Annotated in this window: 19 protein-coding genes; all 19 read left to right on the forward strand. The window is 33.5% G+C overall.

Annotated elements, in window-relative coordinates; genetic code table 11:
• Positions 1-17: 17 nt before the first annotated feature.
• On the forward strand, positions 18-959 hold the full coding sequence (locus CN601_RS18060; protein ID WP_098118733.1) for a ring-cleaving dioxygenase: 942 nt from the start codon (positions 18-20) through the stop codon (positions 957-959).
• A gap of 2 nt (positions 960-961) precedes the next feature.
• Complete coding sequence (locus CN601_RS18065; RefSeq protein WP_098171851.1) at positions 962-1,567, forward strand: alpha/beta hydrolase; 606 nt, start codon at positions 962-964, stop codon at positions 1,565-1,567.
• A 16-nt stretch (positions 1,568-1,583) separates the two neighbouring features.
• Positions 1,584-2,189, forward strand: coding sequence for a flavin reductase family protein (locus CN601_RS18070; RefSeq protein WP_098119109.1), 606 nt, complete (start codon positions 1,584-1,586; stop codon positions 2,187-2,189).
• 212 nt (positions 2,190-2,401) lie between these two features.
• Entirely contained in the window at positions 2,402-2,941 is a 540-nt protein-coding gene (gene sigY, locus CN601_RS18075; RefSeq protein WP_098118731.1) for an RNA polymerase sigma factor SigY, read from the forward strand.
• Positions 2,934-3,230 (forward strand): DUF5345 family protein, encoded by a 297-nt coding sequence (locus CN601_RS18080; RefSeq protein WP_098118730.1) that lies wholly within the window; start codon positions 2,934-2,936, stop codon positions 3,228-3,230. The genes sigY and CN601_RS18080 overlap by 8 nt, the downstream gene beginning before the upstream one ends.
• Before the next feature lies 1 nt (position 3,231).
• Positions 3,232-3,435: a transcriptional regulator gene (locus tag CN601_RS18085; RefSeq protein WP_257131738.1), complete on the forward strand. Its 204-nt coding sequence runs from the start codon at positions 3,232-3,234 to the stop codon at positions 3,433-3,435.
• A gap of 212 nt (positions 3,436-3,647) precedes the next feature.
• Entirely contained in the window at positions 3,648-4,040 is a 393-nt protein-coding gene (locus tag CN601_RS18090) for a GntR family transcriptional regulator (RefSeq protein WP_098171852.1), read from the forward strand.
• On the forward strand, positions 4,041-4,730 hold the full coding sequence (locus CN601_RS18095) for an ABC transporter ATP-binding protein (RefSeq protein WP_098118728.1): 690 nt from the start codon (positions 4,041-4,043) through the stop codon (positions 4,728-4,730).
• Positions 4,727-5,569, forward strand: coding sequence for a hypothetical protein (locus CN601_RS18100; protein ID WP_098118727.1), 843 nt, complete (start codon positions 4,727-4,729; stop codon positions 5,567-5,569). The genes CN601_RS18095 and CN601_RS18100 overlap by 4 nt, the downstream gene beginning before the upstream one ends.
• Positions 5,570-5,582: 13 nt before the next feature.
• On the forward strand, positions 5,583-6,845 hold the full coding sequence (locus CN601_RS18105; protein ID WP_098171853.1) for a hypothetical protein: 1,263 nt from the start codon (positions 5,583-5,585) through the stop codon (positions 6,843-6,845).
• Between the two features lie 399 nt (positions 6,846-7,244).
• Positions 7,245-9,230 carry an excinuclease ABC subunit UvrB gene (gene uvrB / locus CN601_RS18110; RefSeq protein WP_098171854.1) on the forward strand — a complete coding sequence of 662 codons (1,986 nt, stop codon included), beginning with the start codon at positions 7,245-7,247 and terminating at the stop codon, positions 9,228-9,230.
• A gap of 14 nt (positions 9,231-9,244) precedes the next feature.
• On the forward strand, positions 9,245-12,103 hold the full coding sequence (gene uvrA / locus CN601_RS18115; protein WP_098171884.1) for an excinuclease ABC subunit UvrA: 2,859 nt from the start codon (positions 9,245-9,247) through the stop codon (positions 12,101-12,103).
• Between the two features lie 207 nt (positions 12,104-12,310).
• Complete coding sequence (locus CN601_RS18120) at positions 12,311-12,505, forward strand: PspC domain-containing protein (RefSeq protein WP_098118724.1); 195 nt, start codon at positions 12,311-12,313, stop codon at positions 12,503-12,505.
• The gene (locus CN601_RS18125) at positions 12,506-12,880 is read left to right on the forward strand and encodes a phage holin family protein (RefSeq protein ID WP_098118723.1); all 375 of its coding nucleotides are present in this window, start codon (positions 12,506-12,508) and stop codon (positions 12,878-12,880) included.
• A gap of 362 nt (positions 12,881-13,242) precedes the next feature.
• Positions 13,243-14,184, forward strand: a complete 942-nt coding sequence (gene hprK / locus CN601_RS18130; protein WP_098118722.1) for an HPr(Ser) kinase/phosphatase — start codon at positions 13,243-13,245, stop codon at positions 14,182-14,184.
• Positions 14,185-14,205: 21 nt separating this feature from the next.
• Positions 14,206-15,018, forward strand: a complete 813-nt coding sequence (gene lgt, locus CN601_RS18135; protein WP_098171855.1) for a prolipoprotein diacylglyceryl transferase — start codon at positions 14,206-14,208, stop codon at positions 15,016-15,018.
• Between the two features lie 27 nt (positions 15,019-15,045).
• Positions 15,046-15,987 (forward strand): nucleoside recognition domain-containing protein, encoded by a 942-nt coding sequence (locus CN601_RS18140; protein WP_098171856.1) that lies wholly within the window; start codon positions 15,046-15,048, stop codon positions 15,985-15,987.
• A gap of 13 nt (positions 15,988-16,000) precedes the next feature.
• Positions 16,001-16,648, forward strand: a complete 648-nt coding sequence (ppaX, locus tag CN601_RS18145) for a pyrophosphatase PpaX (RefSeq protein ID WP_098171857.1) — start codon at positions 16,001-16,003, stop codon at positions 16,646-16,648.
• A complete protein-coding gene (locus CN601_RS18150) occupies positions 16,645-17,142 on the forward strand; it encodes an acyltransferase (RefSeq protein ID WP_098171858.1) in 498 nt (165 codons plus the stop codon). The genes ppaX and CN601_RS18150 overlap by 4 nt, the downstream gene beginning before the upstream one ends.
• The last annotated feature ends 35 nt before the right edge of the window (positions 17,143-17,177 follow it).

Here is a 17,177-nt window from a genome sequence, read left to right on the forward strand (position 1 = left end):
GAAATGGAGGAGAGTTAATGGAAAAAATGAAAGGAATACATCATATTACAGCCATAGTTGGTGACCCACAGGAAAATATGGACTTTTATGCGGGGATTTTAGGATTACGTTTTGTGAAAAAAACAATTAATTTTGATGATCCAGGTACGTATCACTTTTATTTTGGAAATGAGGGCGCTGAACCAGGGACTATTATAACGTTTTTCCCTTGGGCAAATGCATACAGAGGAAAAGTTGGAAGTGGTCAAGTAGGGAAAACAACATTCTTAATCCCAGCTAACTCGATGGCTTTTTGGGAAACTCGTTTAGCTTCTTTTAATATTAATACAAATAAAGTTAGTCGATTTGGAGAAACATTTCTACAATTTGAAGACTTTCACGGCCTACAGCTTGAATTAGTTGAAAGAGAAGAGGGTACAGAAAATACTTGGGAGTTTAATGGAGTTACTAAGGATGTAGCGATTAAAGGGTTTGGTGGAGCAGTTTTATATTCTGGTGCACCTCATAAAACAGCAGAGCTATTGGAAAACGTTATGGAATTAGAAAGTTTAGGCCAAGATGGAAATTATTTACGCTTTAAGGCTGCTGGAGCTATTGGAAATATTATTGATATCGAATTAGCAGCAGTAGGAAGAGGAGCTATGGGAGTAGGAACTGTCCATCATATTGCATGGAGAGCTAGTAACGATGAAGAACATGTAAAATGGCAGCATAAGATACATGACCATCAATATGGAGTAACTGAAATAAAAGATCGAAATTACTTTAATGCAATCTATTTTCGTGAAAATGGTGGATTACTATTTGAAATCGCAACTGATCCACCTGGATTTATGATTGATGAGGAAAAAGACCATTTAGGAGAACAGCTAATGCTTCCAAAATGGCAGGAACCTAATCGTGAAACAATCGAAAATCATCTACAACCGATAATTATCAGAGAAGTGAAAGGAGAATAATGATGAAACACGTATTTATTAAAGGAAGTAATCCTTCTAAGCCAACATTTTTATTACTGCATGGTACTGGTGGGAACGAACATGATCTATTACCTATTGCGGGTATGATTGATGATGAAGCTTCAGTTTTATCTGTTAGAGGAAATGTGAGTGAAAATGGAATGCCTCGTTTTTTCAAGAGATTAGCTGAAGGGGTATTTGATATGGAAGATTTAGTTTTCCGTACAAAAGAATTGAAGGACTTTATTGAATCAGCTTCTTCAGAACATGGATTTGATTTAAATAATATTATTGCGATTGGTTATTCAAATGGTGCTAACATTGCTGGTAGTCTACTGTTCCATTATGAAAATGTATTTAAAGGCGCTATGCTATTACATCCAATGGTACCAATTCGTGATTTAGAATTACCTAAAATGAAAGAAGTGTCAGTCTTTATTGGAGCAGGTAAAAACGATCCGATCTGTTTGCCACAAGAAACAGAAGAACTAGCATCGTTGTTAGATAGTGCTGGTGCAGAAGTCGTTACTCATTGGGAAAACATGGGTCATAGCTTAACAAGATCTGAAATTGAAGCAGCAACTGATTGGTACAAAAATAACTTTTAAGGGGTAACCAAAAATGATGAAGTCTTTTTCTCCAGCAGATTTAAGTGATCGTGATAATTATAAATTCTTAATTGGTGGGATTATCCCAAGACCAATTGCTTTTGTAACAACTGAATCAAATGAAAATGTATTAAACGGAGCACCATTTAGTTATTTCAACATTGTCACATCTAATCCACCGATGATTTCTGTATCTGTTCAACGACAAAACGGTAAACAAAAGGATACAGCTAGAAATGCGATCGAGAAAAAAGAATTCGTCGTTCATATAGTTGATGAATCAAATGTAGAAGCGATTAATAAAACAGCAGCTGCACTACCACCAACAGAGAGTGAGGTCGAATTAGCGGGACTTACTCCAGTTGCAAGTGTAAAGGTTTCAGTGCCAGGAGTAAAAGAATCGAAAATTAGAATGGAATGTGTTTTAGAACAAGCAATTCCGTTAGGTAAAGATAATGAAGCGTGTGATTTACTTATTGGAAAAGTCGTTCATTTTCATATAGAAGATGAAATTTATGAAAACGGACGTATTGATGCGAATGGTTTAAAAGCAATCAGCCGTTTAGCAGGAAATGATTATGCTAAAGTTGGGGAAATGTTTACGATTGAACGTCCGGTATAAGTTTATAAGAGTGAAGAGTAAAGCCGAATGTGCTTTGCTCTTTTTTTATGTAAAGGAGCAAGCTAGACTGTCATATGAGGGCAGTCTTTTTTTGTACAAGCTATTTTAAATTTGAAAAAAAATAAAAGAAAAATGAACGATTTGCAGAACCTAATCGTATAACAAATGAAATGAAACAAAAATTGTATAAGCAAGGTAGAAAGGAGGAAGAAATGGTTGATTTAGATGAACAAGAAATAATAAAACATGCTCAGCAAGGTGACCAAGAAGCCTTCGCTAAACTCTTTCAAATCCATTACTCCTTTTTATATAAATACGTATTAAAGATGACGTTAAATCAGCAAACAGCAGAAGATTTAGTGCAAGATACGATGCTGAAAGGATATGACAATATAAAGAAGTACAACGGTCAATCAAAATTTTCAACATGGTTAATGACGATCGCTACTAGACTTTATTTAGATCAACAAAGAAGGAAGAAGCGTGAGTGGTTTTGGCAGAAAAATGAGGCAGAAGAATTATCACGTTCCTTAAATTGGCAGCTATCTTATAAAGGATTTGAGTGGAGTGATATTATGGAAGGCTTTGAAAAACTTAAATCTGATGTACGAACAGCTATTTTATTAAAACATTACTATGGGTATACAAACGAAGAAATTGGAAATATGATGGGAATTCGTGAAGGAACGGTTAAATCAAGAATCCATAATGGGATGAAGGAATTACGAAAGGAGTTAGTGCAAAATGGATAAAGAAGAAATAGTATCGGCACTGAAACAGTTTGATGAATTAGTGGATATTCATGAGCCATCAATCAGTACGATTACAGAAAAACTTCAAATGCATCAGGAAAAAAAGAAAACCATTTTTTTAAAAGAACTAGTTCTGTTCATTTGTGTGGCATGCAGTTTGTTTGTAAGTATACTTCTCATAGCGCAAAAAGTACCAGTAAGTATCGTTATTTTTCAAGGTTTAGGATTTATTGCACTACCAATTATTTTTAAACGAGATAAAAAGAAAATCGAAAGTGAGTGGAGTTAGTATGGAATGGACAATGAGGAATATCATTATTTTAGTTTTAGTATTTATCGTTTTAATAACTCAAAGTATCATGCTTTTTACAAAAGCTAAAAAGAGAAATCGTTCGGCGTGGTTATGGGGCTTATTAGGAATAATCCAATTTCCTTGGCCAAGTATATTTTTTTACTTTTTAGTTGTTAGAAAGGATCGAAAAAAACTAATTTAAAAAAGTGTATTTAAAAATACTAGACTGATTGGAACGGTACAATGAAGTCTAGTATTTTTATTTTTGTGTTTGACATCTTTAGTGTATTACGTGTATAGTACACGTATAAGGTGTATTAATTGAGTAATACACGTAGTCATGTAGTATGTGTATGAACTATGTAGTACACACACATACTATTTAAATTGTATTAAGAACGAGGAGGTGGATTGATGGAATTTATAGTGAATAACCGTGAACCAGTTTATCTACAGGTTGTTAGGCATTTTAAACAGCAAATTGCAAAAAGACTATTAGAAGCCGGTCAAGAAATACCATCAAGAAGAGAATTAGCTGTTCAATTTAATATAAATCCAAATACTGTACAAAAAGCATACAAGGAAATGGAGGAACAAGGATTGATTACGACTGAACGAAATTTCCCTAGTAAAATTACGACAGATATACAAGTGTTAAATGGTGTAAGAAATGAACTGATTATGGAAGCTGTAAATGAATTCGTAGATTCAATTAAAGTAATTAATGTCCCGGTAGAAGAATTACTTACAATGGTTAAGCAAAACTATGAACAAAAGATAAAAGAAGAAAAGAAAGGAGGGGCTTAAATGATTCAAGTAAAAAATGTTTCAAAAAAATTTGGTCGAAAAAATGTATTACGTGATATTTCCTTCACTGCAAATAAAGGAGAAATAACATGTTTAATAGGTATTAATGGTGTGGGGAAGTCCACAACGATGAAAGCAATTATGGGAATCACGCCAATTGATCGCGGTGAAATTTTAATAGATGATAAGAAGATGAATCATTCGATGTATGAGAATATCACGTTTATTCCAGATACACTTACAATGCTTCCAAGTTTTACAGTTGGTGAAGCAATGCAGTTTATGAAGGATTTTTATGTAAATTGGAACGAAGAACGTGCTAAAGAATTACTTGGATTTTTCCGTTTAAAAGAAGATGAAAAACTAGGTGAACTTTCAAAAGGTAATGCCGCAAAAGCCAATTTACTATTCGGTTTAGGGTTAGATGTAGATTATGTTCTAATGGATGAGCCTTTTTCTGGAATCGATATGTTTAGTAGAGAGCAAATTGCAAAAGTGTTTACGAGTCACTTAATTGAAGATCGAGGCGTGATCATAACAACACATGAAATTAGTGATATTGAGCACTTAATCGATAAGGTCGTTTTATTAGATAATGGGGAAATTCTTAAAGAGTTTTATACTGAAGAGTTACGATTAGAAGAAGGTAAGTCAGTGATGGACGTAATGAGAGAGGTGTATCATTCATGAATCGATATTTAAAACTAGTGAATTTTGAAGTGAATCGATTGGTTAAATTATATATAGGGTTATTAATTATAGTAGCTATTTCACAGTTTGCAAGTTTGTTTGCCGTAAAGTCTGCCTATATGGAGCAAGCTAATGAAGCAAATTACGCAAGCTCAGTAAAAGCAACCCAAGAGTTTATCGCTTCAAGTGGGTTACTAAACTTTAACCATGTTGTTAATCATCCATTATTTATTGGCCCAATCTTAATATGCATAGCGTTAATGATGTTTTATGTGTTTATTATTTGGTATAGAGATTATTTCGGAAAAAACACATTTATTTACCGCTTATTTATGCTACCAACTTCAAGAATGACAATTTACTTTGCTAAAGCAACTACGATCTTACTTATGGTTTTAAGTTTACTCGCATTTCAATTAATACTTATACCAATAGAAATAAAAGTATTCCAAAGTATAGTTCCAACTGAACTTTTAGGGAAAATGAGTACTGTTGACCTGTTTATGAGCCCTAATATTTTTGTAATGGTTTTACCGAATAATCTTGTAGATTTCATTTTTAGATATCTTGTTGGAATGGGACTAGTGTTTACCCTATTCACATTCATATTATTAGAACGTAGTTATCGATGGAAAGGCATATTATTTGGAATTTTATATGCGATGGGGATTGCAGTTTTATTATTTTCACCAGCGATTATTCAAAACTATATTATTGGAAATGATTTCTCATTTTATCCAAGCGAAGTCATTTATATGGAATTAGGTCTTTTTGCAATCATCATTACAATTTCAATCTTATTTAGTAAATATTTATTAAAAAACAAAGTTTCGGTGTAAGGAGGAGTTCATAATGAAGCGATATCGTAATTTGGCAATAATAGCTGTTGTAACGACAATTAGTATTGGTACGTTTTTTACTAAAGTAGCTATGTCAGAAAGTAAGTTACCTAAATTTTACTTGAAGACTGAAAAAGGAGACTCAAAATACGTTAAAGATTTAATGATTAACGCTGGATATGGCCAGGACGGAAATAGAGGGTTAAGTATTACTACTGCTGGAAGCGAATATAATAGTAATTCTATACTTAGTGATCTGAATAATGACCACTATGATTTAAAGAAATTAAGTGATTTGCAAAAAGAAGAAAGAAACTTCATGCGCGGAAAAGATTCTTCTTCTTCTCAATTTTATATTGATAAAGATTTTGCATGGTATGCTAATGTAAAAGGTGGAAGACTGGATGGTGCTTACACAGATAAAAATAATCATTTTAAATTGTATATAGATGGTCTTGATCGTCAAAGTAAAGATCGTTATACATTTAAACTTGATATTCCGGGAGAAGAAAACTTCTCTTATATCTCTGTACAAGACGTGCAATTAATTGGAAAAGATATAGTTGTTACTACTTCTCAAAATAAAACATATAAGAATACAAATTCAGGAGCATACGTTGATCAAAATGAAAATGTGGTTTATAGAATTAATGTAAATCAAAAGAAAATTGTTAATCAAACAGTAATCAGTAAATCCACAAATGACCCAAATAATCATACTCATACTGAAATTCAAAATATAATACAAGAATCAGATCCAACAGTTCCTTCTAAATACGCTATATACAAAAAAGCAAATTTAAAGGACATCACCCAAGAGAATGGTGAAACAACGTCTGAAGAAATTAATAGCGAACTTGTTTTATTTAATTTAGAAACTGGTAAAAATGAAGCTTTAAATTTATCGAAAGAGCAAAAGGAACAGGTAAAGCAGAGTAATGAATTAATTGATAATGGCAACCTTTATTTTGTAAATCAGGATGATAAAGGTTTATCGATTTTAAAGTATAATTTAAACGACAAGAAAGTCGAAGGTGAAGCATTATTAATTTCTAAATTGAGCAATGACCCTTCTAATTATAAAATCTTTAATGGGAAATTATATGCATTTACATCTAATGATGAAAATCAAAAAGAGATAAATAAAAAATTATTAATCGCTGATTTATCGAACGGACATATTATTTATGAAGGCAAAATTGATGTCAAAAATGTAAAAGATAATTCTAGTAAAGCATTAAAAAAATTACAAGTTTATGATTTTTTAACGAAATAGTGTTTGGATAAGGAGCTGTCTCATAAGTAATGAGACAGCTTCTTCTTATTTACAGCATGAATGAAGTAATACGAACAAATTATGTCTTTTGTTGATAAAGTTGTGAACTTTATTGATATAGTCATTATTTTTGTTGATAAAGTACTGAGATTTGTTGATATAGCTTTGATTTTTGTTGATAAACCACTAGGTTCAATTTTTGTGATAGCAACTTTCATCGTTCAATTTGATTTCTAAAGAATATACGTTCTAGTTTCATTACTTGATTTCGGACTTGCACATCGATAATATGAAAGAACTATTAAATTTTAAAGTACGTTTGTTCTGTTTTTGATTGATTTTTGAAATTTTGTGGTAAAATAGAAGGATAGGTATGTTTTGGAAATGGAGGCGGGGAAGATGGAGCAGAATTTCGAGGTAGTTTCTAATTATTCACCTCAAGGTGACCAGCCAAATGCGATTAAGCAACTTGTAGATGGGGTCAAAAATGGTAAAGAGCATCAAGTTTTATTAGGTGCGACGGGTACGGGAAAAACGTTTACCATTTCAAATGTAATTAAGGAAATAGGAAAACCTACATTAGTATTTGCTCACAATAAAACATTAGCTGGACAATTATATAGTGAATTAAAAGATTTTTTTCCTAATAATGCAGTTGAGTATTTTGTAAGTTACTATGATTACTTTCAGCCAGAAGCTTATGTACCTCAAACGGATACTTATATTGAGAAAGATTCAAGTATTAATGATGAGATTGATAAATTGCGTCACTCTGCGACTTCCTCCCTTTTTGAACGTAAGGATGTCATTATCGTAGCGAGTGTTTCTTGTATTTACGGTTTAGGTTCTCCGGAAGAATATCGTGAATTAGTTTGTTCTCTTCGTATTGGTATGGAAATTAGTAGGGACGAATTATTACATAAACTAGTAGATATTCAGTATGCACGTAATGATATTGACTTCTCTCGTGGTACATTCCGAGTTCGTGGAGACGTTGTAGAAATTTTTCCAGCTTCACGTGATGAACACTGTATTCGTGTGGAGTTTTTTGGTGATGAAATTGAGAGAATTAGAGAAGTTGATGCATTAACGGGTGAGATTTTAGGTGATCGTGACCACGTTGCAATTTTCCCTGCATCCCACTTCGTTACACGTGAAGAAAAAATGAAAGTTGCGATTAAAAATATTGAACTTGAGCTGGAAGAACGTTTAAAGGTTATGAGAGAAAACGGTAAATTACTTGAAGCTCAAAGACTGGAGCAACGTACTAGATATGATCTTGAGATGATGAATGAGATGGGATTTTGTTCAGGTATTGAAAACTATTCCCGTCATCTGACTCTTAGACCAGCGGGTTCAACTCCTTATACATTATTAGATTATTTTCCGGAAGATTTCTTAATGGTTATTGATGAGTCACATGTTACAGTTCCGCAAATTCGAGGAATGTTTAACGGAGACCAAGCGAGAAAGCAAGTACTAGTAGATCATGGATTCCGTTTGCCTTCAGCATTGGATAATCGACCTTTAAAATTTGCTGAGTTTGAAGAAAAAGTTCAACAAACAATTTATGTCACTGCTACGCCTGGACCATACGAGTTAGAATTGTGCCCAGAAAAAGTAGAGCAAATCATTCGTCCAACGGGTCTGTTAGATCCAACGATTGATGTACGACCGATTGAAGGTCAAATCGATGATCTTATTGATGAAATACGAAATCGTATTGCTAAAAATGAGAGAGTACTAATTACTACTCTTACGAAGAAAATGTCTGAAGACTTAACAGATTATTTAAAAGAAATTGGTATTAAAGTTAACTACCTACATTCTGAAATTAAAACGCTTGAACGAATTGAAATTATTCGTGATCTACGTTTAGGGAAATATGATGTATTGATTGGAATTAACCTTTTACGTGAAGGGATTGATATTCCTGAGGTTTCTTTAGTCGTTATTTTAGATGCAGATAAAGAGGGATTCTTACGTTCAGAACGATCGTTAATCCAAACAATTGGTCGAGCAGCAAGGAATTCAAATGGTCACGTTATTATGTATGCTGATAAAATGACGAACTCGATGAATATAGCTATTAATGAAACAATGCGCCGTCGTGAGATTCAAGAAGAATATAACCAAAAACATGGCATTACGCCTAAAACGATTATAAAACAAGTACGTGATGTGATTCGAGCTACTGCTGTTGCTGAGGATGAAGAAGTTTACGAAAATGACATTAGTGCTAAATATAAGAAAATGAACAAAAAAGAGCGTCACCTATTTATCCAATCAATTGAAATGGAAATGAAAGACGCAGCGAAGGCGCTTGACTTTGAACGAGCAACAGAACTTCGTGACTTAATATTAGAATTGAAGTCTGAGAGGTGAAGAACTTGAAAAGTATGAATGAAATTATTATTAAAGGGGCCAGAGCGCATAACTTAAAAAATATCGATGTAACGATCCCTCGTAATCAATTAGTTGTTGTAACTGGTTTATCTGGATCAGGTAAGTCCTCTCTAGCATTTGATACGATTTATGCTGAAGGTCAACGCAGATATGTGGAATCACTATCTGCCTATGCTCGTCAATTTTTAGGGCAAATGGATAAGCCGGATGTTGATTCAATTGAAGGATTATCACCTGCGATTTCGATTGATCAGAAAACTACAAGCCGAAATCCTCGTTCGACAGTTGGTACTGTAACAGAGATTTACGACTATTTACGCCTTTTATATGCTCGAATTGGTACGCCAATTTGTCCAAATCATGGCATCGAAATTACTTCTCAAACAGTGGAACAAATGGTAGACCGTGTAATGGAATATCCTGAACGCACGAAAATCCAAGTACTTGCTCCTGTTATATCTGGTCGTAAAGGTACACATGTAAAAGTGTTTGAAGATATTAAAAAGCAAGGTTTTGTTCGTGTTCGAGTTGATGGTGAGCTATACGATGTATCTGATGAAATAGAATTAGAGAAAAATAAGAAGCATTCAATTGAAGTTGTAATTGACCGTATTGTTGTAAAAGATGGAGTAGCTACGCGTTTAGCTGATTCGCTTGAGACGGCATTAAAGCTAGGTGAAGGTCGAGTAATTATAGATGTTATTGGTGAAGAAGAGCTTCTTTTTAGCGAGCATCATGCATGTCCTATTTGTGGGTTCTCGATTGGTGAGTTAGAACCACGAATGTTCTCGTTTAATAGCCCATTTGGTGCTTGTCATTCATGTGATGGATTAGGGACGAAATTAGAAGTTGATTTAAGCTTAGTAATCCCAAATGAGGAATTGACGCTTAGAGAGAATGCGATTGCACCTTGGGAATCAATTAGCTCAATGTATTATCCTCAGTTGCTTGAAAGTGTATGTAACCATTATGGAATTAATATGGATATTCCATTTAAAGACATCCCAAAAGATCAACAAGATAAAATTCTTTATGGTAGTAATGGAGAACAAATTTATTTTAAATATGATAATGAACAAGGTCATGTGCGTGAAGCGATGATTCAATTTGAAGGTGTTATTTCAAATGTTGAAAGACGTTATAAGGAAACATCTTCAGATTTTATTCGTGAGCAAATGGAAAAATACATGGCACAACAAAATTGTCCAACTTGTAAAGGGCATCGTTTAAGACAAGAAGCTCTTGCAGTATTTATCGGTGGTTTACATGTTGGTGAAGTAACTCGAATGTCAGTTAAGGAAGGATTCGACTTCTTTAGGACACTTGAATTGACTCCAAAGCAGGAACAAATAGCAAATCTAATTCTTCGAGAAATTAGTGAGCGTATCGGCTTTTTAGTTAATGTAGGTTTAGATTATTTAACACTGAACCGAGCGGCGGGTACTTTATCAGGTGGAGAAGCTCAACGAATTCGTTTAGCAACTCAAATTGGTTCGAGATTAACAGGCGTATTATATATTTTAGATGAACCGTCAATCGGACTACACCAACGTGATAATGATCGATTAATCTCAACATTATTAAATATGAGAGATATCGGAAATACATTAATAGTTGTTGAACATGATGAAGATACAATGTTAGCAGCAGATTACTTAATTGATATCGGACCAGGAGCTGGTATTCACGGTGGGCAGGTCATTTCACAAGGTACTCCAAGTGAAGTAATGCATGATAAAAACTCGTTAACTGGAAAGTATTTATCCGGTGAGAAGTTTATTCCAGTTCCACTTGAACGTAGAAAAGGTGACGGACGTCAAATAAAGATTGTTGGAGCAAAAGAAAACAATTTAAAAAATGTATCGACTTCTTTCCCATTAGGTACATTCGTTGCTGTAACAGGTGTATCAGGTTCAGGAAAAAGTACATTAATTAATGAAATTTTATATAAATCATTAGCTCAAAAGTTAAATGGTACAAAAGTGCGTCCAGGTGAGCATAAAGAGATTAAAGGGATTGAACAATTAGAAAAGGTTATTGATATTGATCAATCACCAATTGGTCGTACTCCACGTTCAAATCCTGCTACTTATACTGGCGTATTTGATGATATTCGTGATGTGTACGCAGCTACGAATGAGTCGAAAGTACGTGGTTATAAAAAAGGTCGCTTTAGCTTTAACGTTAAAGGCGGTAGATGTGAAGCTTGTCGTGGCGATGGGATAATTAAAATAGAAATGCATTTCTTACCTGATGTATATGTACCATGTGAAATTTGTCATGGTAAACGATATAATAGAGAAACATTAGAAGTTAAATATAAAGATAAATCAATCTCAGAAGTTTTAAATATGACTGTTGAGGATGCAGTTTCATTCTTTGAAAATATTCCAAAGATTAAACGTAAACTTCAAACGTTATTTGATGTAGGTTTAGGATATATTACATTAGGTCAACCTGCTACGACTTTATCAGGTGGGGAAGCTCAGCGTGTAAAACTAGCTTCTGAGCTTCATAAACGTACAAACGGAAAGACTTTATATATATTAGATGAACCTACAACTGGGCTTCATGTTGATGATATCGCTCGATTATTAGTTGTTTTACAAAGACTAGTAGATAATGGAGATACTGTGCTTGTAATCGAACATAATTTAGATGTTATTAAAGCGGCAGACTATCTTATTGATTTAGGTCCAGAAGGCGGAGACAAAGGTGGAACGATTGTAGCAACTGGAACACCTGAACAATTATGTAAAGTCGAAGCGTCTCATACAGGTAAGTATTTAAAGGTTGTATTAGAACGTGACAAAGCTAGAATGGAAAAACGAATGGCTTTGATGGAATCCTGAAGACAAAATTAAAGTAAAAACGTGATACAAAGAATGGGAGGAAACTCCTTTTTCTTTGTATTTGTTTTTAGTTAGGTTTTTTTAAGTAGTTGCTTTTACTTGAAAAGTAGTCCACATTTCTTTAATGTTTTAACATAGAATAAATAATGAAATAGAAAAATTTGTGAATATAAAAATGAGGACTTATCGATAGAGAGGAGATTTCCCGTGAAAAAACTATATCGATCTTCAAAAGATTCTATGCTTGCAGGAGTATGTGGCGGATTAGGAAAGTATTTTAATCTAGATAGTACATTAATAAGGTTACTTTTTGTTATATTATTTTTTATAGGATTTGGAGCACTTCTATTTGTATATTTAATTTGGATATTTGTTGTTCCAAAAGAAGGTGACGTGATTTAAATGAGATGGTTATTTTCACTAGCTATTAATAGCTTAGTTTTTATTGTAGTAGCCGGATTTCTACAACCAGATTTTTATGTGAAGAATGTTGCAACAGCTATAATTGCAGCGTTAGTATTATCAATCTTAAATACAATCATTCGTCCGGTCTTAATTTTAATAACTTTACCAGTGACCATTTTTACAATGGGCTTATTCCTATTTATAATTAATGCTTTTACGCTAGAGATTACTGATTATTTACTAGGGGATGCACTTAGGGTAAATGGTTTTGGAACAGCTATTATTGCATCAATTTTAATTAGTACATTCAGTATGTTAATTCAATACTTTATATTTGGCTCAAAAAACAAAAATAAGAATAGTCAACGCTAAAAATGGGAGTCTCTTAAGTTCAATTACTTTTGAGAGTCTCTTTTTTGCATTTATTAAAATGTGTCAGAAATATGAACAAAAATACGGTTAGAAATCCTAAAATTCTCATTACGGTAAGACGAACAAAATGTGAATAATTTTGAAAAAATTTTGAACTCCGTTGATAAATGACTGGTTTTTGTTGATATAATGCTAAAACTGATTTGTAATTTGTTAAATCCCACTGATCACAGTTTCATTTTTAAATTAATAATTTTTAATTTTTTGCGTGCAGTTATTAGCTTATCGACATTTTCCCACAAAGTTTAAAAATGGTACAATATGAAAGATAGTACATAATTATTAATCCTTAGGAGGCTTGTATGGCTAAATTACGTACAAAGAATTTAGTTGAGTATTTTAAATTAGAGGTTATTAGTGGAAGTGCGGGTTTGAATAAATCGATTAACACTACTGATTTATCTCGCCCTGGAATAGAGGTTGCTGGTTTTTTTACTTACTATCCATCGGATAGAGTGCAAATACTAGGGAAAACGGAATTAACTTTTTATCATAGTTTAACTGATGAAGAAAAGCATGATCGATTAAGAAAGCTTTGTGCTGACGATACGCCTTGTATAATTGTTACACGAGGATTAGAGATACCAGCGGAACTAATTGAAGCAGGTGAAGAAACTGGTGTACCTATACTACTATCAAATAGTAAAACGACTAAGATGTATAGTAGACTAACGAGCTATTTAGAGGCAAAACTTGCTCCAACTACAGCATTGCATGGTGTACTAGTTGATATTTATGGGGTAGGGGTATTAATCACTGGTAAAAGTGGAGTTGGTAAAAGTGAGACTGCTCTTGAACTAGTAAAGCGTGGCCATCGTTTAGTAGCGGATGATTCAGTTGAGATTCGTCAAACTGATGAAGATACGCTTATCGGTTCTTCGCCCGAATTAATTGAGCATTTATTGGAAATTCGCGGATTAGGAATTATCAATGTAATGACTCTTTTTGGAGCAGGATCTGTAAGAAATTACAAACGTATTACGCTAAACATCGACTTAGAGACATGGGACTCACAAAAAGTCTATGATCGAGTTGGTCTTGATGATGAAAAACTAAAAATATTAGATACAAGTATTTCGAAGATTACATTGCCGGTTCGTCCTGGACGAAATTTAGCAGTTATTATTGAAGTAGCAGCTATGAATTTCCGTTTGAAAAATATGGGTGTAAATGCGGCACAGCAATTTGCGGACCGTTTGGAAAAGGTAATTCAAGGTGGTAATAACGTAAGTGATTTAATTTAAAGATAAAGTGGGGAAATTGGAATGGAATCAAATATTCAGCCATTAAATAAAGTTTTTTTACATTTAGGTCCACTTTCAATAAAGTGGTATGGGGTATTGATTGGACTAGGTGTTGTTTTAGGGTTATGGTTGGCAATTCGTGAAAGTAAACGACGCGGTATACCAGATGATACATTCTTAGATTTAATTTTAGTAGCTCTACCTTCAGCAATTATAGGGGCTAGAATATACTATGTACTCTTTGAGTTAGACTATTATTCTAAGCATGTAAGTGAAATTCCAGCAATTTGGCATGGTGGATTAGCAATTCATGGTGGTTTAATTGGTGCATTTATTGCTAGTTATTTCTTTGCAAAGAAAAGAGGAATTTCATTTTGGAAGCTTGCAGATATTGCAGCACCAAGTATTTTAGTAGGACAAATGTTAGGACGCTGGGGAAATTTTATGAACCAAGAGGCTCATGGTGGACCAGTAACTAGATCGTTTTTAGAAAGTCTTCATTTACCTACATGGATTATTAATCAAATGTATATTGATGGAACATATTATCATCCAACATTTTTATATGAATCACTGTGGAGCTTACTAGGAATTATCTTCTTACTTATTTTAAGAAGAGTGAATTTAAGACGTGGAGAAATGTTTTTAACTTATTTAATTTGGTACTCAGTTGGACGTTTCTTTATTGAAGGTTTAAGAACAGACAGCTTAATGTTAACACATAATATTAGAATGGCTCAGTTTATATCAGTAGTCATAATTATCCTCTCAATTATCATTCTTGTTTATCGTAGAGCTAAAGGATTATCAAATGAACGATATTTAGATGCTTAAGTTTGTAAAGCAGGAGTGGTGAACACGGTGGAAACTTTAAAGAGAGGCTTACTAGTTGGTTTACAAACTTCTTGGAAAATAGGGAAAATCATTTTCCCTATTTCTTTCATTTTAACGATTATTAAGGAAACAGCACTAATGGACTGGTTTGTTAATTTGCTTGAACCATTAATGAGTTTTATTGGTTTAAAGGGAGATGCAGCATTAGTATTAGTGTTAGGTAATGTTTTAAACTTATATGCTGCACTTGGGGCTATGCTACCTATGGATTTAACTGTTAAGGAAGCATTGATCCTTGCTGTTATGTTAAGTTTTTCTCATAATCTATTTGTTGAAACGACTGTAGCAACTGCTGTAGGGGTTAGAGCATCATTTGTTGTTTTAGTAAGGATAGGATTTGCAATATTATCTGCTATTTGTATCCATTTTCTTTGGTCTGGTGGAACAGAAATTGTTCATAAAGGCATTGAAGTTGCAGAAGCGGCTAATCAATCAGGATGGGAAATAGTTTATACTGCATTCGTTTCGTCATTAATGGGTGTGTTAAACCTTGTTAAAATAGTTATTCCATTAATGCTAGTGATTCAAATAGCAAAAGATTTTGGATGGATGAATTATATAACTAAAGCATTATCGCCTTTTACTAAACTTATTGGTGTTGAAGCAAAAGCTGGAGTTACTTTAGCTGCGGGATTGTTTTTTGGATTAGCTTTTGGAGCTGGTGTTATGATTCAAGCTGTAAAAGAAGATGGTGTTTCGAAACGTGATTTATATCTCGTTTTCTTATTTTTAGTAGCTTGTCATGCTGTGGTAGAAGATACGCTTATCTTTATTCCTTTAGGTATTCCAGTTTTATATTTATTCTTAATTCGTTTCTTAGTCGCTCTAATTGTTACATGTATAGTTGCAAGAGTAGTAGGAAAAGTAGGAAGGAAAACTGAATCAAGTTTAAACGTTGATGTGAAATAGAAAGGAAATATCTATGAAAATAAATACGATATTATTTGATTTAGACGGTACTTTAATCAATACAAATGAATTAATTATTGCTTCATTTTTGCATACTTTAAATAAATTTTATCCTGACCAATATAAACGTGAACACGTTATTCCTTTTATGGGTCCGACGTTAACTGAGTCTTTTTCTACAGTAGATGAAGGCAGAGTTGATGAGTTAATTTCTGAATACCGCCGTTTTAATATGGAAATGCATGATGAATTTGTTGAAGAGTATGAAACAGTTTATGAAACGATTGAGACTTTACACAGATTAGGCTACAAAATTGGAATTGTAACTACAAAAGCGAGAAATGTAGTTGAGATGGGCTTAAGCTTCGGTCGGTTAAAGCAATTTTTTGACATAGTTGTTACAATCGATGATGTCCAAAATGCAAAGCCACATCCAGAGCCAATTCAATTAGCTCTAAAAAAACTTAATTCGATCCCTGAAGAGAGTTTAATGGTAGGTGATAATTACCATGATATTGAAGGTGGTAAAAATGCTGGAACGGAAACAGCGGGTGTTGCTTGGTCATTAAAAGGGAAAGAATTTTTAGCAACGTATAAACCTGATTTTATGCTTGAGAAGATGAGTGATATCTTATCGATTCTGGGAATTGAAGAGCATTGAGAAAAACGAAACGCTATCCAATTGAGGGTGAGAATTCACTTTGGCAATTGTACAAGACCGTTTCGTTTTGGAAAACATTTCGAAATGTTTTTGTAATTGAATTAGCCCGATACGTCCCATTCTTTAGATTGAAAAACTGGATGTATAGGAATCTAATAGGAATGAAGGTTGGAGATTTTACATCCTTTGCATTTAAAGTGACACCGGATTTAATGTTCCCTGAGTTAATCTCGGTAGGTAGAAATTCGATAATAGGCTATAATACGACAATCTTAGCGCATGAATATTTAATTAATGAATACCGATTAGGGGAAGTCATTATTGGTAATAATGTGTTAGTTGGTGCAAATACGACGATCTTGCCTGGTGTCACAATTGGCGACGGCGCAAAAATTTCAGCCGCAACACTAGTGAATAAAGATGTTCCAGCTGGTGCTTTTGTTGGAGGTAATCCTATGGTTGTTATTTCTTTGTCACAATCTGAAACTCTTTAAAAAAGTGGTTTCCATTATTTTTTTTTTCGGTTAGA

It is taken from the genome of Bacillus sp. AFS017336, assembly GCF_002555445.1.
Classification (GTDB): domain Bacteria; phylum Bacillota; class Bacilli; order Bacillales; family Bacillaceae_G; genus Gottfriedia.